Origin of the sequence: Peribacillus sp. RS7, assembly GCF_041956845.1 — a bacterium.
Classification (GTDB): domain Bacteria; phylum Bacillota; class Bacilli; order Bacillales; family DSM-1321; genus Peribacillus.
In genome coordinates this window covers 5,237,004-5,262,686 of sequence record NZ_CP168135.1, presented here as the reverse complement: position 1 = coordinate 5,262,686, position 25,683 = coordinate 5,237,004, and the positions used below count along the sequence as shown (strand labels likewise).

Below are 25,683 nucleotides of genomic sequence, written 5' to 3'. Positions count from 1 at the left end.
ATCCTTTAAAATTTACCTGTGAATTGCATGAATAAAATGATTGCTCCGAGGGCCCATACATAAATGGAGAATATTTTCAGTGAACGCTTTTTTAAGAAATCGATCATCCATACCACGGCTATATAACCAAAGATAGCTGCGGCTAGGGTGCCAACGAAAAGAGCAGTGATTGGAAGCCGTTCAACTTCTCCTGTAAATATTGGTTTCATCTGAAATACAATGCCTCCCGTAATGGCAGGAATTGAAAGCAGAAAGGAAAAATAAGCTGCAGTGGCCCTATCCAGCCTGCAGAAGAGCCCAGCGGCTATCGTTAGGCCTGAACGCGAAAGAGCAGGCATGATGGCAGCAGCTTGGAAGGTACCGATGATCAGGGCATCTTTGATGGAAATTTCATTTAAGGATTTGCCACCTTTTCTTACCCCGTCCGCTACCCATAAAATCAGTCCGGTCGCTAAAAATTCCCAGCCAATGGTCACGCCTGTTTTTGAAAGTCCATCAAACCAATCCCCTAGTAAAATGCCGGCAATCACTGCGGGGATCGTCCCAGCAATAAGAAGCAGGGTCATTTTGGAGAAAGGATTTTTCAAAATGGAAATGATGTCACTCTTATAGACGACCAATAACGCCAGCAAGGTTCCGATATGGAGCATGGTATCAAGAAAAATGCCGGCCTCGTCAAGATGGAATATATGCCGTCCTAAATATAAATGTCCAGTACTTGAAATAGGTAAAAACTCAGTCAAGCCTTGAATGATTCCAAGGATGAAGGCTTGAAATTCGTTCAGCAAAAAAACATCACTCCAATCTAGAAGGTATAGGACAATCCATTATTTAATCTGTATGCACAAGACGGGTGAACATGTTCGGATTTTTATATCGCCGATGGGGTTTTATGAATAAAAGGCAGTCCAATTTTATTTTTTTCGAATAATGAGAGGAAAAATGAAACTATTTTTCATTTGAATCGTAATTAATCATATGAGAAAGGAGGAGAAGACACTATGCCTAATAAAGATGAAAGAGTGTTTGCTGCCCTTATTTATGTGATCAGCTTTTTTACAGCATTTATCGGTCCTTTGGTGATTTGGTTATTGAAGAAGGACTCTTCACAATTTGTGGATTATCACGGAAGGGAATACCTGAATTTTTTCATTTCCTACACCGTATATTCAATAGTTGCAGGGATACTCACTATAGTATTGGTTGGATTCTTGCTATTGCCGGTTATCGGGATAGCTTTAGTCGTATTCACCATCATTGCTGCTGTTAGGGCTTATGAAGGAACGGATTACAGGTTCCCATTAATTTTTAGGATATTATAGATCGATGTAAAAGGATTCCGTTCAATTCGGAGTCCTTTTTTATCTGAATGAACCATATTTTTAAAAGGGAATAGATCACATAGAAGCGAATAAAGTATTATGATATTTACTTCCTTCTATGAATTTTTAGGGAAGTGGATGCCGGGCGGCTAAGGGTACAGCTAATCAACGGTCGCCTTAAGGCGGCAAACTTTCTTGTAAGGAGTGAGGAGCAGAGCGGAATATGAATATACGCGAATATTATCAAAAAACGAGCAATTCTAATTTTCATGCTTCTTGGATATCTCTTCTTTTGGCCGTTGTATTTTTCATTTGCCATATTTTTGCGATGATACCTGGCAATATTTTATTGATAACGTCCCCTTTTCTTTTCTTTAGCACTGCCCAATTTGTCAGTCATCGTATATATGAAAATAGAATGAAGGAATTACCTGATGAACTCAAAGGGTCAAATGCCGTGTTATTAAAAAATGAACATGTTTTATTGACTTTTATGCCAGCACCGACATTGCGGCTGCTTCTCTTTGCCCCTGATGGATCTCTAATGGGCGAGATTCGGGATTTGAATATGAAGTGGTTCATGTGGATGATTCCCAATTTCTTGTCGATGCTCCTGGCCAAACGTTATGAACTGGTGGACCATGAGGGACGTTTGCTGGCTAAGTACCATATCAAAAGGGGGCTTTTCAATAAAATGACGATCATGGATGATCAGGGAGGTCTGCTGGGATCGTATCAAGAAAATCGGTCATTCGTGAATATCAATGGAATGATATATAAGGAAGATGGTACGGAATGGATGCCCATCAAAACGCCGGGAAGTGTGAATTCTTTCGAGATTGCCACAAAAGACGGGGAAAAAATCGTTTCATACCAAGAAGGATGGATGCCTTTGGAGTGGGGGAAGCGATTCAAGACAAATACACCGATCCTTTCTTTTTCATCAAATGTTGATGAAATTCCTAAAATCATCGTCTTTGGGTTCTGTGCAGCCACTCTAAATCATCGTTCAAATTGACTAGGATAACCCTTTAGCAAATCTTTTAAATATTTGATATAATCATAGTGGAATACATAGATTAAATACTTATAAAAAGGTGGTAAATATGAGTTTACTTAATGAGATTCTTGATTATAATGAACAGTTTGTAGAAAAAGGTGAATATGTTAAGTATAGAACGGATAAGTTTCCTGAGAAACGTATGGTCATCATAAGCTGTATGGACACTCGGCTCGTTGAACTATTGCCAAAATCCTTGAATGTGAAAAATGGCGATGTCAAAATCCTGAAAACTGCCGGGGCAATCGTCTCCCACCCATTCGGAAGTGTCATGCGGAGTATCCTTGTTGCTATTTATGAGCTAAAGGCAGATGAAGTATTGGTCATACCTCACCATGACTGCGGGATGGCATCAGTCGATGCCGATTCTGTAGTAGACAAGATGATCGAACGTGATATACCTAAGAGCACCATCGATACACTGGGAGCCGCAGGAATCGATATCCGCAGTTGGCTTCGCGGATTTGATGATGTTTATGAAAGTTGTAAGAACAGTGTGGAAGTGATTAAAGGGCACCCTTTGATCCCTAAGAATATTCCTGTACATGGTCTAATCATTTCGCCTGATACAGGGAAGCTGGAATTGGTAGTCGATGGATATGCGGGAGAACAAAAATAATATAAAAACATCAAGGCTGTCGAAATGATTTTCGGCAGTTTTCTTCAAATTTTGAGCTATCTATTTATTTTTATCCTTTTTTTTGATAAAATCACCAAGTGTAGTTTGTCACTAATACAAACGGGTGGGCGAGGGATAAATTTAATAAGGATACAACATGAAGAAATTAAACTTGGAAGCGTTTTTTCATTTTTCCGACTATGGAACGAATGGAAAACGTGAAATCCTTGCTGGAGTCGTCGGCTATTTTACGATAGTCTATATTCTCATCGTGAATTCCCTGATATTATCGGAAGCGGGCATACCGATTAATGGTGCAGTGATTGCCACGATTCTTTTATCTGCCTTAAGCTGTATGATGATAGGGCTTTGGGCGAATGTCCCAATCCTTCTGGTTCCAGGAATGGGCGTAAATGCACTTTTTGCTTATACCATGGTTCAAGGAATGGGTCTATCTTGGCAATCGGCGCTTGGTGCTGTATTTATCTCAGGGGTTATTTTTGTAGTCATCGCTTTCACAAAATACTCTAAGATAATCAGTGATTCAATTCCAAGTTCAATAAAAGAAGCCATATCTGTTGGTCTTGGCTTATTCTTGATGCTAATTGGTCTCGAAAAGGGCGGGATAATCACGGGAGGTTCATCCTCTATCGTCGCACTTGGAGATTTAAGCGATCCTGCGGTGTGTGCGACAGTGTTGACCTTTTTACTGGCCATTACGCTATTCATCAAGAATGTCCCCGGTAACTTCATGATTACCATCCTGGCAGGGAGCCTCATTGCCTATTTGTTCGGGACTGTTCAACTATCGGAAATCCATTTTTCAGGCATAGACACAGCTTCCTACGGTAGTCTCTTCTTTTCATTATCGTTCATGGAAGCGGACCGGATCGAATTCTGGATAAGTGTATTTGCGATGACGATGGTTCTTGTTTTTGAAAATATTGGTCTTGTACACGGGCATGTAGACAGTATCAACCGCCAGGGTGCCTATAAAAAGTCGCTGCAGGCGACAAGTGTTTCCGTTCTGATTTCAGGCATATTCGGTTCAAGTCCTACGGTTGCAACCGTTGAAACGGCAGCTGGAATCGCATCAGGAGGCAGAACTGGTTTTACTTCAGTGGTGACGGGTTTTCTATTCATTCTATCACTGCTATTTATACCGGTGATTAAAGTGATCCCTGATAGCGCCATTGCCCCCATTTTAATTATTATTGGCATTTTGATGCTTGGAAACATAAAAAAGCTGGATTTCAGCGATTTAACCGAGAGCATACCGGCAATCATGATAATCACGATCATTCCATTCACTTACAGTATTGCTGATGGAATGGCATTCGGTTTCATCCTGTACCCGTTCTTGAAGCTTGTAACCGGAAAAGCGAGAGAAGTGTCAGCACCTATGTATGTGAGTGCCGGAATGTTTATCGTCTATTTCATCATCGGTATAATCGGTTAATATTTGGGAAGAGCGGTTGGAATGAGTCATTTCTCATTCCAACCGCTCTTTATTGTGTTTTTTTAGACGGGAAAATTGGATTTATTATGATTTACTCGATGACACATCCGTCCTGAAAATGCTATGATATAGAATATTAAAAAATGATAAATGACTAGCAGCATATTAGAGGATGTGACAGGATGATTATTGAAGGTTTAAAAAGCCATGGTTCAGGTAATGATTTCTTAATCATTGATGAATTGACTACTACCTTGACGTTTACTGAAGAAGAGCGAAAAAATTTCGCGAAGGCCCTATGCAATAGGGAAAAGCTTGGAGCGGACGGAATCTTGTTTGTAATGAAAAGTGAACATGCTGATGCAAGGATGCGTGTCTTTAATGCGGATGGATCGGAAGCCTCGATGTGTGGCAATGGACTTCGCTGTGTTGCACGTTACGCGAACGACGTTCTAGGGCTCGATAAAATGATCGTTGAAACCATGAAGGCAAATTTACTCGTGGAGAAAACGGAAGACATTTATGAGGGCATTCCGACTTTCAAGGTGGAAATTTCCCCTGTAAGTTTTAATGTGACGGATCTTCCTCTCGTTATAGCGAAAGAACAGTTGCAAAACGAACCATTGCCGGAACTTCATGATACCCTATTATTTTCGGCTTTGGCGGTTCCTAATCCACATTTAATCACGCTCGTCGATAGTGATATTTTACAAAGTGATTTGCAGGAAGACCTTTCAACAAAGGTCAATCAACCGAATGAGCTTTTCCCTGATGGCGTCAATGTCAGCTTTGTGAAAGAGTTGGAACCAGGGAGCATTTACGTGCGGACATTTGAACGGGGAGTGGGCTTCACGAATGCTTGTGGAACGGCGATGTCGGCTTCAAGCCTAGTAACATGCTCTGTTGGATTAAACGCGTTGGAAAGTGAAATATCTGTCTACAATAACGGCGGAAAAGTTAAATGCGTCGTGCATCATGATGAAGAAAGCCAAAAGTATTCAATTGATTTAATTGGGAACGCAACCTATGAATTCAAGGTATCAATTGAAATAGACTTAGATCAGCCTGAAAAATTTGTCATGCTTGAAAAACAGGATTTTGAATCGGAAACAAGCCTGTATGCCAAGCTGCAGGATGAAGTTCAAAGTTATTTGAAAACGACATTATAAAGAAAAGGACCAACCAGGAGTTGGTTACAGACTGTAGACAAACTCGAAGAAAATCGAGTGTGCCTGCAGTTTTTTTTATTTAAAAAACGTTCCAGTCATTTTCAGAAATCCGCGCCCTTTCCGCCTACTGTATCAGGGTTGGGAATGAGACCATTCCCAACCCCTTTTTGCCGACAAAAGGGTTTCTATCTGAGTTTTTTAAACAAAGCTGATTGGAATGGAAGGTATGAGATTCCTGCAGGGAAAGCGGGTCTAAGGGAGACCCTAGAGGCGCACCCTACTTTCCAATCAACGTTCCATTTTACACTCCCTCAAAAAAAGACCAACTAGTTGTTGGTCTTTTTTTGTTTTAGGAATGATAATACTTCCAAAAAGGCCGAGCCATTATCGACAAGCCTGTAATCCATAAATGCACATCCGTTCCTTTTGATTCTGTTTGGTATGGTTTCAATCGTATAGTCCTTTAACTGGAGACTTTCGTCAACTTCCTCCCAAAACAAAGGTGTAGCCACACCCGCGAAAGAATTTCCCCGTGGGGAATAAGGTTGAATGATGGTTTTTCCTTCACTATGCTGCACAAAGTCCAAGTAAAGTCGGTCATGCCGATTTATTTTCATTCTTTCCGTTGTAAAATCATTTGGGTTGGAACTTGTTAAGTAGTCACCGAGAAAATCGGTGAATATGCGTGTCTCCTGATAAGTAAATCTGTCATCAGGCAGAGGGATGTGAATTTGCAGTCCTTTGTTACCTGAAGTTTTTACAAAAGCTTTTATCCTTAAAGAATCCATCACCTTTTTTATTTCCTGTGCGGCCTTTATAGCCAAGGAGAAAAATTCGATGGAAGGGGGATCTAAGTCCAGGACGATTTCATCGGGTCTTGTTTTTCCAGCTTTCTGAAATGGGGCATGGAATTCCAATGCCAGTTGATTTCCAAACCAAAGTAGCGTTTCAATATCGTTACACAGCATATACTCAATATCGTCATCCATGAACGTTTTAATAAAGGCCGGCGCATAATCAGGCTTGTTTTTCTGGAAAAATCTTTCTTTATCCATAGTGCCATGAGGATAGCGGATAGTCGTAAGCAGTTTATCCTTCAAGAAGGGTAAGAAGAAAGCTGAAACCTCCCGTAAATAATGAAGGTATTCAACTTTTACCACCTGTTTTCCACCGGTTATCCAAAGTGGTTTATCCTTGGAGGTTATTTGTACAGTATCTGGAAATGTGTATTGGCCTATGACGAATTTCTCCCAGGTACATTCATCGGGGGTTGTTTGTAAAAGCCATTGCGAAAACTGAGGTTCACGCAATTCATTTTCCTCATAAACGTGTAAGAATTGAACTTCGATGCAAATGGATGGATGTATATAAAAAAATTGTGCGTCTTCGTCTGATGCATTTTGCTTGATCAGTTCATGCAAAATCCCTTTATCTTGAGCGCTCAGTCCATTTTTAACACTTCCGATTTTCGTTACGGCACCTTCTTTGAAAACTGCGATGGAAACGTAACCATTTTCTTTGTGCAATGCTGTAATGAAACAAGAAACGGTCTTCCAATTTTTCACCTTAATCCAAGATGTAGAACGTTTTCCTTCTTGCCAAGTTCCCCGAATTTCCTTGGCGACAACTCCTTCGCCATCGAATAGGGTGACCTTTTTCAAGGCATCATCCAAAACGTCAAAACTTTCTATTAATTGGATCAAAGCCTTATCGTTGGGGTCAGGAGGCATAGGAAAGCCAAGTTCTTCACCCATATTCAACATGAATCTCCTTCGTTCTTCCATAGGTTTAGCTACTATGTCTTTTCCGCTGATGCGAAGCAGGTCAAACGCTATAAACCGGCATGGGGAAAAATGAGCTTTTTCTGAAATTAAGGATTGTTTCCCAAGGCGTCCACGCCACTGTATTTGAAAAAAGTCCGCTTTTGCTTGATTGGTAAGCCAGACCAATTCACCGTCCAACTGCAGTGGGAGGTAATCTTCCAGGTCCAGATCTTTGATGTAAGCAATGATTTCTGGGAATAAGGGTGATAACTCCTTCTCATTTCGACTCGAGATGCTTATCGTATCGGAGTCTATCGTTAAAATTGCCCTAAAGCCATCATATTTGATTTCATAACGCCAATCCTTGGAGTTAGGGGCTTCAGGGTAATAGGTTGGCAGCATCGGTTTCATCTTGTAATTACCTCCGCAAATAATTGATAACATTATTTTGCCAAAAAAACGAAGTGTTAGAGTTGGCAATTGTTTTTTCGGTTTTTTTTTAACAAAGGGGAATAATAAAATTGATCTTCTCTTTAAAAATAAGTTATGAGGTGACGAATATGCATACGATGTGGAAGGGGAGCATATCATTCGGTTTGGTGAACATTCCGATCAAACTTCATGCTGCAACGGAAGATAAGGATATATCTTTAAGGACGTTGCATAAGGAGTGTCATTCACCGATTAAATACGAAAAGATGTGTCCGGTTTGCCAAAAAGAAGTGGGAAAGGACGATATAGTCCGCGCTTTTGAATATACAAAGGGAAAGTTTGTTGTATTGGAAGACAGTGAACTAGAACAGCTAAAAAAACAAAATGAAGAAAAAGCAGTGGAAATCGTGGATTTCGTTAAAATTGAAGAAATAGATCCCATTTATTTCAACCGGAGTTATTACATGTCTCCTAATGACGGTGGGATAAAAGCTTATTCCCTTTTGAGGCAGGCCCTAAAAGAATCGAATAAGGTTGGGTTAGCGAAAATCATCATTCGCTCAAAAGAACAAATGGCGGTAATCCGAGTTGTTGATAATACCTTGGTGATGGAAACGATTCATTATCCGGATGAAGTACGTTCCACAGCGGATGTGCCGAATATCCCTGCCAACGATACCATTGTAAAAAAAGAAATCGATACGGCTGTGTTATTGATAGATCAATTAACGACTACTTTCGATCCGACAAAATATACGGATGACTATCGAACCGCTTTACTTGATTTGATTGAATCGAAGAAAACGGGACAAACGACGATTACAGCCAAAACAAAAGAGCCAGTTTCCAACAATGTAACCGATTTAATGGAGGCTTTACAGGCATCCATTGACCGAACGAAACATGATGAACCGGAAAAGAAAAAGACTACCCGAAAGAAAGCGGCACCGAAAAAAAAGAAACAAGCATAAACAGGGAGCTGAGCGGAAGACGTATGATGTCGCTCGGCTTTCTGCTTGTTTTAGCAAGGGGTCTTTGCCTTCTAATAAGGTAATGAAAGTGACTTAACAGGGAGAGGATTACATAGGGAAGAAAGTACAAATAGGTAAGTGGATCACGATGTAAGGAACTGAATGGAATTAAAAGAAAATGATGGATGGGAATGAAGGCAAAAAAATTCGCTCCCTAAAGAGCGACAATGAGGAATTCAATCGTGAAAATCAACATATAGGCGAACGGTTGTAGTTTTCGACTATATATTGTGTTCATATTCTACCATATTTAATTCTGAAATAGCAACAAAATTACTGAAACTAACCTATGAATTTTTCTGGAAATCAATGATATTTCGCCAACTTGGTGCTTTTGCCCTTCTAATCTGCTATATTCCCATAAAAAACTACAGAACAAAATGGATTTTTAGTATAATTTATACATATATGATGATATAAATTAAATAAGAATGGAAGATGTAAAATGGAAAATGGAAAAATCGAATCCCTTCATGCCAGAAAGCCCAAACAGGAAAATTTTTCGAATATCGATATCTTTTCAGCGATGGATAAACAAGCAGTGGATGACGTGATAGTAACTAAATCAGGCATAATGGGTGATGGGGTAGGTAATGTAAAGTTCCATGGAGGTCCTGATCGGGCTTTGTGTTTTTACCCCTTTGAGCATTACTCATTATGGAATGAAAGATTCGCTAAAAAGCTAGATATCCCTGCATTCGGTGAAAATTTAACTGTAGCGGGGATGAGGGAAGAAACAACGTATATCGGTGATATATATCAAATAGGCGAAGTGATTGTTCAAATTAATCAGGGGAGGATCCCTTGCTCGACCATTTCCTACTTCAATCAAGAACCTAAGTTTTTGGAATTCGTGCTGAAAACGAGTTACACTGGTTATTTTGCAAAAGTCATTCAGGAAGGAACGATAAAGAAACAAAACGAAATTGTGCTAATAGATCGTTTGCAAGAAAAAATTTCGGTTCATTATGCAACAGAGGTGATCCTACATAACCGAGATGGGCTGGAAGGCTCAAACGCGTTACTTACACTAGACTCGTTAGCGGAAGACTGGAAACAAAGGATAGTGAAGAGAGTTCAAGCTGCAAAAGAGTGAATGAATTTTGCAAAAGTGAAAAAAATGACGATCAGGTATTGAAATTGACAGATTATTAATGTAAATTAAATATAATCAAATTTTGAAATCTTGTGAAAATTATATAATTGGATCTTATCGAGAGAGGTGGAGGGACTGGCCCGAAGAAACCTCAGCAACCAGCTTAGGCAAAGGTGCTAAATCCAGCAAGCAGAGCTTGATAGATGAGGAGAATGTTTCAAAAGACCTTCTTCTTTGAGAAGGTTTTTTTTCTTTTCTCTCATACTCATATAAAACGACAAAAACAGGATTGTTTTTGAGAGAGGGTGTAATTATGAATTTTCGTAAAGAATTGAAAGAAAGAATGCTGGTTGGAGAAGGGGCAATGGGGACCTTACTGTACTCTTATGGCATCGATCAATGTTATGAGGAATTAAACTGCACGAACCCAGATCAAATAGAGTCCATTCACCGTGCCTATTTGCAAGCTGGTGCAGATATCCTTCAATCGAATACATATGGAGCCAATTTCAATAAATTGAAACGGCATGGACTTGAAGATGAAGTAAGCAGAATCAATCGCCAGGGAGTCATCCTTGCTAAAAAAGCGGCAAAAGGAAAGGCATATGTCTTCGGTACCATAGGGGCACAGCGGAGTATCAGGAAATCGGATTTAAGTATGGAAGAGATAAAGCGAGGTTTTCGTGAACAGCTATACAGTCTGTTGATGGAAAACCCGGATGGGATTCTCTTGGAAACATTTTATGACCTGGAAGAGCTGGAAACCGTTTTGCAAATCGTTAAAAATGAAACTGGACTGCCGATCATCGCAAATGTTTCGATGCATGAACTGGGAAATCTTCAAAATGGAATCCATTTAAATGAAGCCTTTCAAAAACTCGAGCAATTGGGTGCTGATGTTGTTGGGGTGAATTGCCGACTCGGTCCACATCATATGATTCGGGCATTGGAAGAGGTGAGTTTGCCAAAGCAAGCGTCGATTGCCATTTACCCAAATGCCAGCCTTCCCGATTATGTGGATGGAAGGCTTGTCTATAAAGCTGTGCCGGAATATTTCGGCTCAAGTGCCCTAGACCTTCGTGAGCAAGGTGCCGGGATCATAGGAGGGTGCTGTGGAACGACTCCCCTGCATATTCAAGCTGTAAAGAATGCGATTGGAAGTTTGGCTCCAGTAAAAGAGAAATATACGAAAGCCCGTGAAATAGAAATAATTGAAGTGAACGATAGAGAATTGGAACTCCCTCTGTACGAAAAGGCCAAAACAGAAAGGACGATTCTTGTTGAACTTGATCCTCCGAAAAAGTTGGGAATAGAGAGTTTCATGACTGGTGCCGAGGTTTTGAAAAAAGCAGGGGTCGATTCCATTACCTTGGCGGATAATTCACTTGCTTCACCAAGGATATCGAATGATGCACTGGCTAACTTGCTGAAGAACCAATTGAATGTAAAGCCGATGGTGCATATAACATGCCGGGATCGAAATTTAATTGGCCTGCAGTCACATTTAATGGGCCTGCAGACGGTTGGGCTGGACGAATTATTGATCATCACCGGAGATCCCTCTAAAATTGGGGACTTCCCGGGAGCCACTTCGGTTTATGATTTATCGTCGTTTGACCTAATAAGCATGGTCAAACAATTTAATGAAGGTCTATCCTATTCCGGTCAGAGTTTGGGCCAGCGGGCTAATTTTAAAATTGCCGCCGCTTTTAATCCCAATGTAAAATATTTGGATAAAGCCGTACAGAGAATGGAAAAGAAGATTGCCTGCGGTGCCCAATCCTTTTTGACACAGCCAATTTATTCAGTTGAGCAGATTGAAGAAGTTCATGAAGCTACAAAACATCTAGAAACCCCGGTTTTCGTCGGTATCATGCCATTGACAAGCACACGGAATGCCGAATTCATCCATAATGAGATCCCGGGCATCAAATTGCCGGATAATGTCAGGAGGGCCATGGCTTTAGCGGGGGATGACCCTGTAAAGTCAAGAATTGAAGGGGTGAATATCGCGCGCGAGCTAGTCGACGCGGCACGGGAAAAATTCAAGGGCATATATTTAATCACTCCGTTCCTTCGCTATGAAATGACGGCGGAACTTACGAAATATATTAGAAAAGTCGATAGTAAACATACATCAGAGGTGGCAGCACATGAATAAAAAAGCGATTCAAGATCAGTTGGATACTAAGATTCTCCTGCTCGATGGAGCGATGGGAACCATGCTTCAAGCGGAGAATTTAACAGCAGAGGACTTTGGCGGGGAACAATTCGAGGGTTGCAACGAGTATTTATCACTGACACAACCGGAAATCATCCAATCCATCCATGAAAAATATTTAGCAGCAGGTGCTGATATCATTGAAACAAATACCTTCGGAGCGACTAGCATCGTTCTTGAGGAATACCAAATAAGCACGATTGCCTACAAGCTTAATAAAATTTCAGCTGAGCTTGCCGTTAAAGCATGTGAAAAATATTCAAATGATAATTGGCCAAGATATGTAGCTGGCTCGATGGGGCCTACCACAAAAACGCTATCCGTAACAGGTGGAACGACTTTTGATATTTTAACCGATTCTTATGAAGAACAGGCACTCGGTCTTTTGGATGGCGGGGTAGACTTGTTATTGGTGGAAACCTGTCAGGATATGCTTAATGTCAAGGCAGCCTTTTCTGGAATAAAAGCAGCCTTCGTTAAATCAGGAAAAGATGTACCTGTCATTATATCAGGTACGATCGAACCGATGGGGACGACACTTGCTGGCCAGTCGATAGAAGCTTTCTATTTATCGGTTGAACATATGAAGCCCATGGCAGTCGGCCTGAATTGTGCAACAGGGCCGGAATTCATGATAGACCATATCAGGACACTTGCAGATATAGCCAATAGCGCAATCAGTTGTTACCCGAATGCCGGGCTCCCCGATGAAGAGGGTCACTATCATGAGTCACCGACTTCACTTGCAGAGAAAATGAAGCAATTTGCCGAAAAAGGATGGGTCAATATCATTGGGGGTTGTTGTGGTACTACGCCAGAACATATTAAAGAACTTGTCAGGGTCCTTGAAGGCATTCAGCCCCGTACAATATCCGAATCAGCCCATGGGCATGCCGTATCAGGCATAGAGCCACTCATTTATGATGATTCAATGCGTCCTTTATTTGTAGGTGAGAGAACGAATGTTATCGGATCTCGAAAATTCAAGGAGCTGATTCGTGGAAAACATTACGAGCCAGCTGCCGAAATTGCACGTGCCCAGGTAAAAAAAGGCGCCCATGTCATTGATATCTGTCTTGCTGACCCTGATGGGGATGAGCTTGGTGATATGAAGGAGTTCGTAGAAGAGGTCGTCAAAAAAGTGAAAGTCCCATTGGTCATCGATACTACAGATGAAGCCGTACTTGAACAAGCATTAAAACATTCACAAGGAAAATCCATCATTAATTCCATTAACCTTGAAGATGGTGAAGAGCGCTTTGAAAAAATAGTGCCATTCGTCCATCAATATGGTGCTGCCGTTGTCGTAGGAACCATTGATGAAATTGGGATGGCCGTCGATGCTGAGCGCAAATTGGAAGTGGCTACACGTTCTGTTGATTTGCTCGTAAATAAGTATGGACTAAACAAAAGTGACATCATTTTTGATCCGCTGGTATTTCCTGTAGGTACGGGTGATGAACAATATATCGGTTCTGCTTTAGAAACGGTGAAGGGAATTAAGGCAATCAAAGAAAAGTTTCCGGAATGCTTAACGATACTTGGCATATCGAATGTTTCATTCGGTCTGCCAGCACGTGGAAGGGAAATTCTAAATGCCGTTTTCCTCTACCATTGTACAAAAGCCGGTCTCGATTATGCTATCGTGAATACGGAAAAGCTTGAACGTTTCGCTCTGATACCGGAAGACGAAGTGAAATTGGCTGAGGCACTCCTGTTTGAAACATCTACAGAAACTTTAGCGATCTTTACCGAGTTTTATCGTGGGAAAAAAGCGGAGAAGAAGGATAATGGTGTGATCCTGCCATTGGACGAACGATTAGGTAACTATATTATCGAAGGTACGAAAGAAGGATTGATTGATGATTTAAATAAAGCAATTGAACGCGGTGACCGCCCATTGGAAATCATCAATGGACCATTGATGGATGGAATGAGTGAAGTGGGTCGGTTATTTAATGACAACCAACTTATTGTCGCAGAAGTGCTTCAGAGTGCTGAAGCAATGAAGGCGGCTGTATCTCACCTTGAACCACTAATGGAAAACTCTGAAGATAGCGCCAAGAAAGGAAAGATCCTTTTAGCGACTGTCAAGGGAGATGTACATGATATCGGGAAAAACCTAGTGGATATCATACTGTCTAATAATGGCTATGAAGTCATTGATTTGGGTATCAAGGTCGCACCGCAACAAATCATTGAAGAGGTTCGAAAACATGAGCCAACCATAATTGGACTATCTGGATTACTTGTTAAATCAGCACAGCAAATGGTGTTAACTGCACAGGATTTAAGACAAGCGGGAATAGATACCCCTATTTTAGTGGGAGGGGCTGCTCTATCCCGTAAATTCACCGATTTTAAAATATCACCTGAATATGGAGGTCCGGTTTTATATTCCAAAGACGCGATGGATGGGTTGGCTGTTACGAATATTTTACATGACACTGACAAAAAAGTGGTCTACTTAGAAGAGTTAGTCCAGAAACGGGAAAAATCGAAAGCCAATGCCGCCATTGCTGCCACGATGGAAAAACCTGTTCGGAAGCAGTCCACAGCTGCTCCATTGAGTGATGTACCTGTTAAAGAACCGCGTGATATCATGCGTCACGTTCTGAAAAACTATCCATTGGATGTCATCCAGCCGTACATTAATAGACAAATGCTGATTGGACATCATTTGGGGCTAAAAGGTAAAGTTGCCGAATTGCTTAAGGAAGGCAATGAAAAAGCGGTGCAGCTGAATGCCCTCGTTGATGAATTGATCGAATTCTTAAAAACGGAACCGGGCTACGGCTTGAATGCGATTTATCAATTTTTCCCTGCTCAAAGTGAAGGGGACAAGCTATTGGTTTACAACCCGGATAATCATAACGAGGTTTTGGAAACTTTTGAATTTCCTCGGCAAGATACGAATCCGCATCTTTGTTTAGCGGACTTCGCGAAACCGGTCTCCTCTGGGAAAATGGATTATGTTGGTTTCTTCCTTGTTACAGCCGGAAAAGGGATCAGGAAATGGGCAGAAAAACTAAAGCTTGAAGGTGATTTCTTGAAAAATCACGCCCTTCAATCGCTTGCTCTAGAAACAGCTGAAGGGTTTGCGGAAAGAATTCATCAATTAATGCGTGATGATTTAGGAATAAGCGATCCGATTGAAATGTCTATGAAAGAGCGGTTTGCCGCTAAGTACACCGGGCAAAGATTTTCATTTGGTTATCCAGCTTGTCCAAATCTGGAAGATCAGGAGAAACTATTCCGCTTGTTACAACCTCAAGATATTGGCGTTGAATTGACTGAAGGATGCATGATGGAACCTGAGGCTTCCGTATCAGCGATCGTTTTTGCACATCCTGAAGCTCGTTACTTTAATGTAGATCGATAAGCATATGGATAAGGCAGCGGTATTTTTTACCGCTGCCTTTTTGCGCATGAAACCCCTTAATTGGTATATCTTAATGGTCAAAAGGAAGGGGATGAAACACCTATGAAGAATCTGCTTAAATTATTTCTTTCCATGACGATTTCTCTCATTATTATTTTGTTCGTGATGGATGTACAGTCCATTCAAGTACATGCAATGGTTCCCGAAGAGATGACACCGCTCCTAAAAAGTAAGGAAAATCAGAAAATCGCTTATTTGACTTTCGATGATGGACCATCTTTGAATACCATGGAGATATTGGATATTTTGGACCGCTACCATGTTAAGGCCACATTTTTCGTTAAAGGTAACGAAGAACCATACGCAAAGGAATGTTATCAGGAAATGGTTTCCCGCGGTCATGCGATTGGCCTTCATTCCTATACACATGATTATTCCATCGTTTATCGATCGACAGAGAGTTTCTTTCAAGATCTGAATAGGCTTGAAACCATGCTGCAAAAGGAGTTTGGGATAAAAAGCCGAATTGTACGCCTTCCTGGCGGCTCCAATAATCGACTTCGGCATCAGGCTGCAACTAAACCAATCATCAATGGAATCCTTCAACAACTAATGGAAAAAGGGTATATATACTTTGATTGGACCATTGATTCTAAAGATGGCATCAGTCCATCAATAAGTGAACAACAAATCATTTCTTCCGTACAAAAAGGGACGAAAGATCAAAAGCATGTTAATATCTTATTGCATGATATCAATAGTATGAAAAATACAGTGAAAGCATTGCCTGATATAATTGAATTCCTTAAAAAAGAAGGGTATACCTTTGATACTATTGATGAGACAACCCCCAAAATACAATTTAATTGATGAACACATTGTTTATGTATAGTAAATTAAGGTATAGGGATAAGATATTACATTGCGAAAGGATTTATCGTTTCTATGATGCCATCATTGTTTTTATCACATGGAACGCCACTATTAGCTTTGGAAAAGAATAGTTACACTTCTTTTTTGAAGGATTATATTAAAGCTATGGAAAAACCTGCTGCCATCGTTATTTTGTCAGCACATTGGGAAAGTGAAGATCAGATGATTTCTGCAGTAGGTAAGCATGAAGTCATTTATGATTTTGCAGGATATCCTGAAGATATATTTCAGATAACATATCCTGCTCCCGGATGCCTTGAGCTGTCCGATCGAATTTTAACCCTATTGTCCAAGATAGGTGTATTGGGGGAACTAGATGAAAGGCGCCCCCTAGACCATGGGGCATGGGGGCTTTTGCACATCATGTATCCCGAAGCTGACATCCCGATCGTATCCATGTCCATTAGTCCTGCCCTGCCATTGGACAAGCAGTATGAAATCGGGAGAACATTGAGGGAATTAAAGGAAAGTAATGTACTGATAATCGGGAGCGGTGGAATTGTACATAATTTCACCTATATTCAGAAGGATATGCATGTTGCAGAAGGATGGGCAATCAACTTTGAGAACTGGGTGGAAGAGAAAATCATCAAATGGGATTTGGAATCTTTGTTTAATTATGAAAAAATCGCTCCCTATAGCAGAGATGCTGTGCCCTCCAAAGAGCATTTCATTCCATTAGTCATCGCAATGGGGTCAGGAGATGACAAAAAAAAAGCAGCTCTCCTGCACAGGAGCTTTCAATATGGCAATCTGAGTTTAACAGCTTGGAAGTTTGATTGAGCTGAAAGGGTTTTCAAACTAGTTAAATTTACCTGAAAAATAATCATTATACAAAAATACAAAAATCTTTTTTTAGCAAAAAAAGGACTTAAATGAGCAAAAAAGTCAATTAAAAGCGTATTTTGACGAATTAAACAGAAATATAGTTTAAAAAAGGTTGCATAAAGTGGTTTAACCTTTGGATATTTCGACAAAAACATGTTAATATAACATCTGAAAACGTTTTATCCTTTAAAATTTTATTATTCGATAACCAAAGTTATTTATTATATATCTTATATATATCATATATTTGGGGAAAATTTAGAAGAAAGAAATTTGGGGATGGATAAAACGAAATGAAAAAAATTATGAGAAAAATTTGGGGGTTTACAAAATGACCATCAATGATTCTAAGGTATACGACCAATGGAAAGCTTTTTCAGGTCCAAACCTTGGGTATGTCATGGAGCAATACGATTTATTTCTAGCCAACCCGGAAGAAGTGGATCCGGAACTGAAAAACTTTTTTGAAGTAGCAGGTCCTCCTTCATTCGATGTATCGGCAGAAACAACTGAAAGTGCACCAACTGTACAAACTGGAGAAGTTCTTCCAATGAAGAAAATTATGTCTGCAGTAAAGTTAGCTGAAAACATCCGTGCATACGGACATCTTGCTTCAAATATTTATCCTTTAAAAGAAGAAGCTCTAGACACGGAACAAATTCACTTTGAAAAATATGGATTGACTGCAGATGATTTAAGGAAAATACCGGCTGACTTTATTTGTCCAGAATCACCTGAAGACGTGAAAGACGGATACGAAGCCGTTCAATACCTAAAACAACTCTATACAAAAACGATAGCCTTTGAATTTCACCATGTTAATGACTTGGAAGAAAAGCAATGGCTTACTGATATGGTCGAATCCGGAAACATGTTCCCGGAAGTGGCTAAAGAGAAAAAAGAACTATTACTTAAACGATTGAATGAAGTTGAAGGTTTCGAGAAATTCCTTCACCGCACATATGTAGGTCAAAAGCGTTTCTCTATTGAAGGACTGGATGCTTTGGTTCCGATATTAGATGAAATGATTTCACAAACTGTTCAAAATGGAACGGGGAATGTGAATATTGCAATGGCTCACCGAGGACGTTTGAATGTGCTTGCACATGTATTAGGAAAGCCTTATGAGGTAATTTTCTCTGAATTCCAACATTCACCAAATAAAGATTTGGTTCCTTCCGAAGGTTCAACAGGCATTAACAATGGATGGACTGGCGATGTTAAATACCATTTAGGTCTGGATAAACAGATTACTAAAGCTAACATACAAAAAGCAAGGATTACACTTGCCAATAACCCAAGTCACTTGGAAGTAGTCGGTCCAATCGTGGAAGGGTATTCTCGTGCGGCGCAAGAAGACCGTTCAGAAAAAGGATTCCCGGTTCAAGACATTTCCAAATCTCTTGCAATCTTGATTCATGGTGATGCAGCATTCCCAGGTGAAGGCATTGTACCGGAAACGTTTAACTTAAGCCGTTTACGCGGTTATCAAGTTGGCGGCGCTATCCATATCATCGCCAATAACATGATCGGTTTTACAACGGAAAGTGAAGATTCACGTTCAACCTTATATGCTAGTGATTTAGCAAAAGGCTTTGAAGTGCCGATCGTGCATGTGAATGCAGATGATCCAGAGGCATGTATGGCTGCTGTTAACCTTGCTAACCTATATCGTGAAAAATACAATAAGGATTTCTTGATCGACCTGATCGGTTACAGACGTTTCGGCCATAACGAAATGGATGAGCCATTGGTGACTCAACCTGAAATGTATGCATTAATCCATAAGCACCCAACCGTTAAAGAGCTTTATGGAAAAAAATTGATTCAATCTGGCGAGTTCACTGAAGCTGAAGTTAAAGCAATTGCTGAACAAGTGGATACAAGGCTTGCAGATGCATATGCGAAAATTTCCGGAAATAAACCGGAAGCTTCTAAAGAATGTAATCCCCCTGGGATTATTGAAAAAGGACTTCCAGCCATTGAAACGGCAGTTCCGAAACAAGAACTGGTTTCAATTAACGAAGAACTTGTTAAGTGGCCGGAAGGATTCACTCCTAATAAAAAATTAGGAAAGATTTTATCACGTCGCTTGGATTCTTTTGGTGCAGACGGAAAAGTTGATTGGGCTCATGCTGAGACACTTGCATTTGCATCCATATTGAGTGACGGTACTCCAATCCGTTTGACAGGACAAGATTCAGAACGTGGAACATTCGCACAACGTAATATCATGTTACATGACAGTGTTAACGGAAAAACATATTCACCACTTCACACACTTGATACTGCTAAAGCTTCATTCGCTGTTCATAACAGCCCGCTTACTGAAACGGCAGTTCTTGCTTATGAATATGGTTATAATGTATTTGCACCTGAGACACTTGTATTATGGGAAGGACAATTCGGTGACTTCGCTAATACAGCACAAGTTATCTTTGACCAATTCATCGCTGCTGGCCGTGCGAAGTGGGGTCAAAAATCAGGTCTTGTCATGCTGCTTCCACACGGTTATGAAGGACAAGGACCAGAGCACTCAAGTGCACGTCTGGAACGTTTCCTTCAACTGGCGGCTGAAAACAACTGGACAGTTGCTAACTTAAGTTCGGCGGCTCAATACTTCCATATCCTTAGAAGACAAGCTAAGATTTTGGATCAAGAGCAAGTACGTCCGCTTGTCATCATGACACCGAAGAGTATGCTTCGAAATCAAGTGATGGCTTCAACAGCTGAAGAATTCAGTGAAGGCACTTTTGAACCATTTGTAGAAACCAAAGCTTTGGGCAAAAAACCTAAATCGGTTGAACGCATTGTTTTTGCTTCAGGTAAATTGGCGGTTGAACTTCGTGAAAAAGCGGCAACTGAAAAAAATACGGATTGGTTGCAAATCATCAGTGTCGAAGAAATTTATCCATTCCCGTTCACTGGTGTTCAAGAAGCTTTGAAAAAATATACAAATCTAAAAGAAATCTTCTGGGCTCAAGAAGAACCTAAGAACATGGGGGCTTGGACATTCGTTGAACCTCGCCTAAATGCAGCGGCTCCTGGTAATCTTTCAGTAACATATATAGGAAGGAAACGCAGATCAAGCCCGGCTGAGGGAGATCCACTTGTCCATAAAAATGAACAACAACGGATTATGACTCAAGCAATTACACGCAATAATGAGGGGGAGAAATAAAATGGCTGAAGTAAAAGTACCTGAATTAGCAGAATCAATTTCTGAAGGATCTATTGCGCAATGGTTAAAACAACCCGGTGATCACGTTGAAAAAGGAGAATATGTCCTTGAACTTGAAACGGATAAAGTAAACGTGGAAATCATTTCAGATTATACGGGTACACTTTCGGAACATTTAGCAGAAGAAGGCGATACTGTCCAAGTTGGACAGGCTATCGCTATCGTTGATGAAAATGGATCAGCTGCAGCAGCTCCAAAAGCGGCAGCTCCTAAGGCTGAAGAAGCTAAAGCAGAACCAGCTAAAGCAGAACCAGCTAAAGCAGAACCAGCATCTCCTGCTAAAGAGGCTCCTAAAGCTGAAACGAAAGAAGCATCATCCACTCAACAAGTTATTGCTTCACCAGCTGCAAGAAAATTGGCTCGTGAAAAAGGAATTGACTTGACTCAAGTGCCTGTAGCCGATCCACTAGGTCGTGTACGTGTACAAGACGTAGAAGCGGCAAGCAATGCACCTGTGGTACCTGCGGCAGCTCCAAAACAAGCTCCTGCAGCTAAACAAGCAGCAGCTCCTGTTGAAGTGAATGATGATCGCATTGAAGTGGTTAAGATGACGCGCCGTCGTCAAACCATTGCCAAACGTCTAGTTCAAGTACAATCCGAAGCAGCCATGCTTACTACTTTTAACGAAGTCGATCTTTCAGCAGTCATGGAATTGCGTAGCCGCCATAAAGATTCTTTCGTGAAAACAAATGATGTCAAACTTGGTTTCATGTCATTCTTCACTAAAGCGGTCATTGGCGCATTGAAAAAATATCCGTTACTGAATGCAGAAATAAAAGGCGACCATATCCTGAAAAAGAACTTTTATGATATCGGTGTTGCCGTATCCACTGATGAAGGTCTAGTCGTTCCGGTGGTAAGGGATGCTGACCGCAAAAGCTTTGCTGAAATCGAAAAGAACATTTCGGATTTAGCTGTTAAAGCGCGGAACAACAAACTAGGACTTTCGGATTTATCAGGTGGTACTTTCACCATCACAAACGGAGGGACTTTCGGTTCCCTATTATCTACACCAATCTTGAATGCCCCTCAAGTTGGTATCTTGGGCATGCATACAATTAAGACACGTCCAATCGCTGTTGGAGATCAAATCGAAAACAGACCAATGATGTACCTTGCATTATCTTATGATCACCGTATCGTTGACGGAAAAGAAGCGGTTGGTTTCTTAGTAGCTATCAAAGATATGCTGGAAGATCCAGAACAACTTTTACTTCAAGGATAATAATGATAAGAAAAACCCCATGTCAAATGACATGGGGTTTTTTTGTATGAAGAGGTCAAACTGATAGGCATATTTTCATAGAACAAAAGATTGGGAGAAATGAAAAGTTTTTAATTCATTTATGAATGTTTTTGAAGGTATTTTTGAATGAATTTGAATATTTTTAAACGTTTGTGATTGATTATTCCTTCATTTTCATATATGATGATGATATTAAAGTGAGGTGGGCGGTTTGTTGACAACTGAAAGACATCAAATCATCTTATCGATTCTAAAAGAACAAGGAACGATAAAGCTGCAGGAGCTTGTAGATCAGTTACAAGCCTCGGAGTCGACCATTCGGAGAGATTTAGTGCAACTCGAAGAAATGAAGCTCTTGAAACGCGTGCATGGCGGGGCCTCTTTACTTCAAAGAAAAGGCCTTGAACCAACAACTATGGAAAAGCAAAACAAAGCGAAAGCCGAAAAACAACTTATAGCAAAGCTGGCGTCCTCATTCATAGAGAAAAATGATTGTATATATCTTGATGCAGGCACGACTACTGCAGAAATGATTCCTTTTTTAAAGGATAAAAATATAACGGTCCTGACAAATGGTCTAATGCATATTCCAAAACTTATCGAATTGGAAATCAAAACAGTGTTAGTGGGCGGAACGATAAAATTCTCGACAAATGCTGTTATAGGAAGCAATGCTGTGCAATTTTTGAATGAATACCGTTTTGATAAATGTTTCTTGGGAATGAACGGCATCCACCAAGAACTGGGTTTCACAACACCCGATCCGGAAGAAGCACTACTGAAAAAGATGGCATTACGCCTGTCCAACGAAACCTACGTGCTTGCTGATAGTTCAAAATTGAATGAAGCCACTTTCGCAAAGGTTGCGGATGTAAGCGATGCCATAATCCTGACTGACAGCAATGATGAAGAGGCTGTTGTTCAACTCCATAAAAATCCAAAGGTAAAGGTCGTGACCATATAATGATTTATACAGTGACACTCAACCCATCCATCGATTATCTGGTCGAGGTGGAGAGTTTTCAAATGGGCAAAGTGAATCGAACTAGTTATGATGCAAAATTCCCTGGTGGGAAAGGGATCAATGTTTCCCGAGTACTTAAAAGGCTAGGAAATAGTACGACAGCTTTAGGGTTCATCGGGGGACAAACAGGTGAATTCGTAAAAAGGTTTTTAAGGCAGGAAGAGATTTTCACGGACTTTACAGAGATAGCTGGAGATACAAGAATTAACATTAAATTGAAAACAGGGCTTGAGACCGAAATAAATAGCCAGGGGCCAGTCATTTCGAAAGGGAATTATCAACAATTATTTAGTCAGATAGAGCAGTTGAAAAATGATGATATTCTCATTTTGTCAGGAAGCATCCCTCCAAGTGTCCCTTCGGATGTATACGAGGCAATGGCAAAGTCTTGTTCTGATAACGGCATTAAAGTGGTAGTGGATACCAGTGGGAAGGAATTACTGAATGTCCTTCCACATCGGCCATTTTTAATAAAGCCTAATCACCATGAACTGGGTGCGCTTTTTTCTACCGAAATTAGAACGGTTGATGATGCTATCGAATATGGCGCTAAATTGGTTGAAGCAGGAGCACAAAACGTTATTGTTTCAATGGCAGGACAAGGTGCCGTGCTTTGCTCCGGCAGAGAGTCATATTCCGCAAATGTACCAAAAGGAACTGTCATCAACTCAGTTGGTGCCGGTGATTCCATGGTCGCAGGTTTCATCGGTACATATGAAAAGACAGCGGATATTCTATCTGCCTTCCGTTTCAGTCTTGCAGCAGGAAGTGCTACAGCCTTTTCATCCGATCTCGGTACATTGGATAAAATTGAAGAGTTATTACCGCAAATTGATATCAATCATCTAACAGGAGGCTGACTCTATGAAAATTACAGATTTATTAAAATTGGATACAATCATAATTAATCTAGAAAGTGTTACAAAGCAAGCAGTCATTGATGAACTGTCAGGGAAGTTAGCCGAGGCTGACAGGTTAAACGATGTGGAGGGTTTCAAAGCTGCCATCTTAAAACGTGAAGAACAAAGCACAACAGGGATTGGTGAAGGGATAGCCATCCCACACGCTAAAACAAATGCTGTGAAGATACCAGCCATCTGTTTCGGCAAATCGGTTAATGGTGTGGATTATGAATCGCTGGATGGGCAGCCATCTCATCTGTTCTTTATGATTGCAGCAAGTGAAGGAGCGAATGCGGATCACTTGGAAACCCTTTCCCGGCTTTCTTCATTACTGATGGATGATAAATTCAGAGCCCGACTGATTTCAGCTTCATCTGGTGAAGAAGTTTTAGATATAATCAATCAAAAAGAAATGGAAGCCGATGAAGAAGAAAGAGAAGAGCAGCAATCAAATAATGCTTCCATTGGTAACAGTAAAGGGAAAATCCTAGCCGTTACAGCTTGTCCTACAGGAATTGCCCATACTTATATGGCGGCTGATGCGTTAAAGGCTAAAGCAAAGGAAATGGGAATCGATTTCAAAGTGGAAACAAATGGTTCAACAGGAATAAAAAATGGTTTAACCGCGGCAGAAATTGATGAGGCGGATGCGATTATCGTTGCTGCGGATAAACAGGTGGAGATGGATCGTTTTAATGGAAAACATGTCATTATTGTCCCAGTTGCCCATGGCATCCGGAAGACGGAGGAACTGTTAAACAGAGCCTTGAGTCAGGATGCACCTGTATACAAAGCAACAGGAAATGATAAAAGTGACGAAGGTGATTTATCAAAAGGAGGACTTGGGATTTACAAGCACTTGATGAATGGCGTAAGTAATATGCTTCCATTTGTCGTCGGTGGCGGAATATTGATTGCGCTTTCGTTCTTTTTTGGGATCGAGGCAGCCGATCCGGCAAATCCGGATTATAATCCCATTGCCAAAGCATTAAGTGATATTGGCGGGGGAACTAGTGGTGCCTTCTTCTTGCTTGTCCCTGTCCTTGCCGGATTCATTGCTTCAAGTATAGCCGACCGTCCAGGTTTTGCCCCTGGTATGGTAGGGGGATTATTGGCAGCACAGGCCAATGCCGGTTTTCTTGGCGGACTAATCGCCGGTTTCCTTGCAGGTTATGTCGTCTTACTTTTAAGAAAGTTGTTTTCCAAGTTACCGCACACACTCGATGGCATTAAACCAGTTTTACTATATCCTGTATTCGGTATGTTAATTACAGGATTGATCATGATATTTCTAGTAAATGAACCAGTAACCGCAATAAACATGGGCCTGACCAATTGGCTGCAGGGGTTATCAGGCACGAACGCAATATTCCTTGGGTTGATCCTTGGGGGTATGATGGCTGTGGATATGGGCGGACCTCTAAATAAGGCAGCATTCACCTTCGGGATTGCAGCCATTGAGGCATCAAGTTTCGGACCGCATGCTGCAGTAATGGCTGGTGGAATGGTTCCTCCTTTGGGAATCGCATTTGCAACTACATTCTTTAAAAGTAAATTCAGTGAAATGGAAAGAAAATCAGGGTTCACTAATTACTTCATGGGTGCTTCATTCATTACAGAGGGAGCCATTCCTTTTGCGGCGGCGGATCCATTACGCGTTATCGTCAGCAGTGTTGTAGGGGCAGCGACAGCAGGAGCCCTGTCAATGGCTTTTAGTGTAACTCTGCCAGCACCGCATGGAGGGATTTTTGTCATCCCCCTTGTCAACCATCCTTTTCGCTATTTGCTGGCCATTTTAATAGGGTCCCTCATTACCGCATTAATATTGGGGTTCTGGAAAAAGAAGCAGATATAAAAAACAGAATGCGGTTCCCATTACATTGGATCCGCATTCTGTTTGTAGACAAAAAGGTTTCGGAATGGTCTTATTCCGAAACCTTTTTGATTTTTTATTT

At 40.8% G+C, this 25,683-nt stretch carries 18 protein-coding genes and 1 riboswitch; of the genes, 16 read left to right on the top strand and 2 right to left on the bottom strand.

Going from position 1 to position 25,683, the window contains the following annotated elements; all coding sequences use genetic code 11:
• Positions 1-5: 5 nt before the first annotated feature.
• A complete protein-coding gene (locus ACDZ29_RS26005) occupies positions 6-785 on the bottom strand; it encodes an undecaprenyl-diphosphate phosphatase (protein WP_289318357.1) in 780 nt (259 codons plus the stop codon).
• A 216-nt stretch (positions 786-1,001) separates the two neighbouring features.
• Between ACDZ29_RS26005 and ACDZ29_RS26000 the strand changes: the two genes are divergently transcribed.
• The 5 genes from ACDZ29_RS26000 to dapF all read left to right on the top strand — a co-directional run bounded on the left by ACDZ29_RS26000 (position 1,002) and on the right by dapF (position 5,629).
• Positions 1,002-1,322 (top strand): DUF4870 domain-containing protein, encoded by a 321-nt coding sequence (locus tag ACDZ29_RS26000; protein WP_101225220.1) that lies wholly within the window; start codon positions 1,002-1,004, stop codon positions 1,320-1,322.
• A gap of 223 nt (positions 1,323-1,545) precedes the next feature.
• Entirely contained in the window at positions 1,546-2,340 is a 795-nt protein-coding gene (locus tag ACDZ29_RS25995; RefSeq protein ID WP_375089187.1) for a hypothetical protein, read from the top strand.
• Positions 2,341-2,428: 88 nt separating this feature from the next.
• On the top strand, positions 2,429-3,001 hold the full coding sequence (locus ACDZ29_RS25990) for a carbonic anhydrase (protein WP_289316083.1): 573 nt from the start codon (positions 2,429-2,431) through the stop codon (positions 2,999-3,001).
• A gap of 157 nt (positions 3,002-3,158) precedes the next feature.
• On the top strand, positions 3,159-4,460 hold the full coding sequence (locus ACDZ29_RS25985; RefSeq protein ID WP_289325377.1) for an NCS2 family permease: 1,302 nt from the start codon (positions 3,159-3,161) through the stop codon (positions 4,458-4,460).
• Between the two features lie 182 nt (positions 4,461-4,642).
• Positions 4,643-5,629, top strand: a complete 987-nt coding sequence (gene dapF / locus ACDZ29_RS25980; RefSeq protein WP_289325376.1) for a diaminopimelate epimerase — start codon at positions 4,643-4,645, stop codon at positions 5,627-5,629.
• 326 nt (positions 5,630-5,955) lie between these two features.
• Here dapF and ligD read toward each other — a convergent pair whose 3' ends face one another.
• Entirely contained in the window at positions 5,956-7,803 is a 1,848-nt protein-coding gene (gene ligD / locus ACDZ29_RS25975; protein WP_375089184.1) for a DNA ligase D, read from the bottom strand.
• A 149-nt stretch (positions 7,804-7,952) separates the two neighbouring features.
• On the opposite strand from ligD, the gene ACDZ29_RS25970 reads away from it, so the two are divergent.
• From ACDZ29_RS25970 to ACDZ29_RS25920, 11 genes are all read left to right on the top strand, one after another.
• Positions 7,953-8,795, top strand: a complete 843-nt coding sequence (locus tag ACDZ29_RS25970; RefSeq protein WP_289316087.1) for a Ku protein — start codon at positions 7,953-7,955, stop codon at positions 8,793-8,795.
• Positions 8,796-9,300: 505 nt separating this feature from the next.
• On the top strand, positions 9,301-9,951 hold the full coding sequence (locus ACDZ29_RS25965; RefSeq protein ID WP_375089182.1) for an MOSC domain-containing protein: 651 nt from the start codon (positions 9,301-9,303) through the stop codon (positions 9,949-9,951).
• A gap of 111 nt (positions 9,952-10,062) precedes the next feature.
• Positions 10,063-10,161, top strand: a riboswitch (SAM riboswitch).
• A 103-nt stretch (positions 10,162-10,264) separates the two neighbouring features.
• Entirely contained in the window at positions 10,265-12,112 is a 1,848-nt protein-coding gene (locus ACDZ29_RS25960) for a bifunctional homocysteine S-methyltransferase/methylenetetrahydrofolate reductase (RefSeq protein WP_370015366.1), read from the top strand.
• Positions 12,105-15,554 (top strand): methionine synthase, encoded by a 3,450-nt coding sequence (gene metH, locus ACDZ29_RS25955; RefSeq protein WP_375089181.1) that lies wholly within the window; start codon positions 12,105-12,107, stop codon positions 15,552-15,554. Before ACDZ29_RS25960 ends, metH begins: the two co-directional genes overlap by 8 nt.
• 102 nt (positions 15,555-15,656) lie before the next feature.
• Entirely contained in the window at positions 15,657-16,424 is a 768-nt protein-coding gene (locus ACDZ29_RS25950; protein ID WP_375089179.1) for a polysaccharide deacetylase family protein, read from the top strand.
• A 75-nt stretch (positions 16,425-16,499) separates the two neighbouring features.
• The gene (locus ACDZ29_RS25945; protein ID WP_375089177.1) at positions 16,500-17,270 is read left to right on the top strand and encodes a dioxygenase; all 771 of its coding nucleotides are present in this window, start codon (positions 16,500-16,502) and stop codon (positions 17,268-17,270) included.
• Between the two features lie 376 nt (positions 17,271-17,646).
• Positions 17,647-20,496 (top strand): 2-oxoglutarate dehydrogenase E1 component, encoded by a 2,850-nt coding sequence (locus tag ACDZ29_RS25940; protein ID WP_375089176.1) that lies wholly within the window; start codon positions 17,647-17,649, stop codon positions 20,494-20,496.
• Position 20,497: 1 nt separating this feature from the next.
• Positions 20,498-21,781 (top strand): 2-oxoglutarate dehydrogenase complex dihydrolipoyllysine-residue succinyltransferase, encoded by a 1,284-nt coding sequence (gene odhB / locus ACDZ29_RS25935; RefSeq protein ID WP_375089174.1) that lies wholly within the window; start codon positions 20,498-20,500, stop codon positions 21,779-21,781.
• A gap of 232 nt (positions 21,782-22,013) precedes the next feature.
• The gene (locus ACDZ29_RS25930; RefSeq protein ID WP_375089173.1) at positions 22,014-22,766 is read left to right on the top strand and encodes a DeoR/GlpR family DNA-binding transcription regulator; all 753 of its coding nucleotides are present in this window, start codon (positions 22,014-22,016) and stop codon (positions 22,764-22,766) included.
• Positions 22,766-23,686 (top strand): 1-phosphofructokinase, encoded by a 921-nt coding sequence (gene pfkB / locus ACDZ29_RS25925; RefSeq protein WP_375089171.1) that lies wholly within the window; start codon positions 22,766-22,768, stop codon positions 23,684-23,686. The genes ACDZ29_RS25930 and pfkB overlap by 1 nt, the downstream gene beginning before the upstream one ends.
• 4 nt (positions 23,687-23,690) lie before the next feature.
• Positions 23,691-25,583, top strand: coding sequence for a fructose-specific PTS transporter subunit EIIC (locus ACDZ29_RS25920; protein WP_375089170.1), 1,893 nt, complete (start codon positions 23,691-23,693; stop codon positions 25,581-25,583).
• The last annotated feature ends 100 nt before the right edge of the window (positions 25,584-25,683 follow it).

Excerpts from the sequence above, each read along its gene's own strand:
- ACDZ29_RS25965 (WP_375089182.1), top strand. The coding sequence starts at position 9,301 with ATGGAAAATGGAAAAATCGAATCCCTTCATGCCAGAAAGCCCAAACAG.
- pfkB (WP_375089171.1), top strand. The coding sequence starts at position 22,766 with ATGATTTATACAGTGACACTCAACCCATCCATCGATTATCTGGTCGAG.
- ACDZ29_RS25970 (WP_289316087.1), top strand. The coding sequence starts at position 7,953 with ATGCATACGATGTGGAAGGGGAGCATATCATTCGGTTTGGTGAACATT.
- dapF (WP_289325376.1), top strand. The coding sequence starts at position 4,643 with ATGATTATTGAAGGTTTAAAAAGCCATGGTTCAGGTAATGATTTCTTA.
- ACDZ29_RS25920 (WP_375089170.1), top strand. The coding sequence starts at position 23,691 with ATGAAAATTACAGATTTATTAAAATTGGATACAATCATAATTAATCTA.
- ACDZ29_RS25990 (WP_289316083.1), top strand. The coding sequence starts at position 2,429 with ATGAGTTTACTTAATGAGATTCTTGATTATAATGAACAGTTTGTAGAA.
- ACDZ29_RS25945 (WP_375089177.1), top strand. The coding sequence starts at position 16,500 with ATGATGCCATCATTGTTTTTATCACATGGAACGCCACTATTAGCTTTG.
- ACDZ29_RS25950 (WP_375089179.1), top strand. The coding sequence starts at position 15,657 with ATGAAGAATCTGCTTAAATTATTTCTTTCCATGACGATTTCTCTCATT.
- ACDZ29_RS26000 (WP_101225220.1), top strand. The coding sequence starts at position 1,002 with ATGCCTAATAAAGATGAAAGAGTGTTTGCTGCCCTTATTTATGTGATC.
- odhB (WP_375089174.1), top strand. The coding sequence starts at position 20,498 with ATGGCTGAAGTAAAAGTACCTGAATTAGCAGAATCAATTTCTGAAGGA.
- ACDZ29_RS25985 (WP_289325377.1), top strand. The coding sequence starts at position 3,159 with ATGAAGAAATTAAACTTGGAAGCGTTTTTTCATTTTTCCGACTATGGA.
- ligD (WP_375089184.1), bottom strand. The coding sequence starts at position 7,803 with ATGAAACCGATGCTGCCAACCTATTACCCTGAAGCCCCTAACTCCAAG.
- metH (WP_375089181.1), top strand. The coding sequence starts at position 12,105 with ATGAATAAAAAAGCGATTCAAGATCAGTTGGATACTAAGATTCTCCTG.
- ACDZ29_RS25940 (WP_375089176.1), top strand. The coding sequence starts at position 17,647 with ATGACCATCAATGATTCTAAGGTATACGACCAATGGAAAGCTTTTTCA.
- ACDZ29_RS25960 (WP_370015366.1), top strand. The coding sequence starts at position 10,265 with ATGAATTTTCGTAAAGAATTGAAAGAAAGAATGCTGGTTGGAGAAGGG.
- ACDZ29_RS25995 (WP_375089187.1), top strand. The coding sequence starts at position 1,546 with ATGAATATACGCGAATATTATCAAAAAACGAGCAATTCTAATTTTCAT.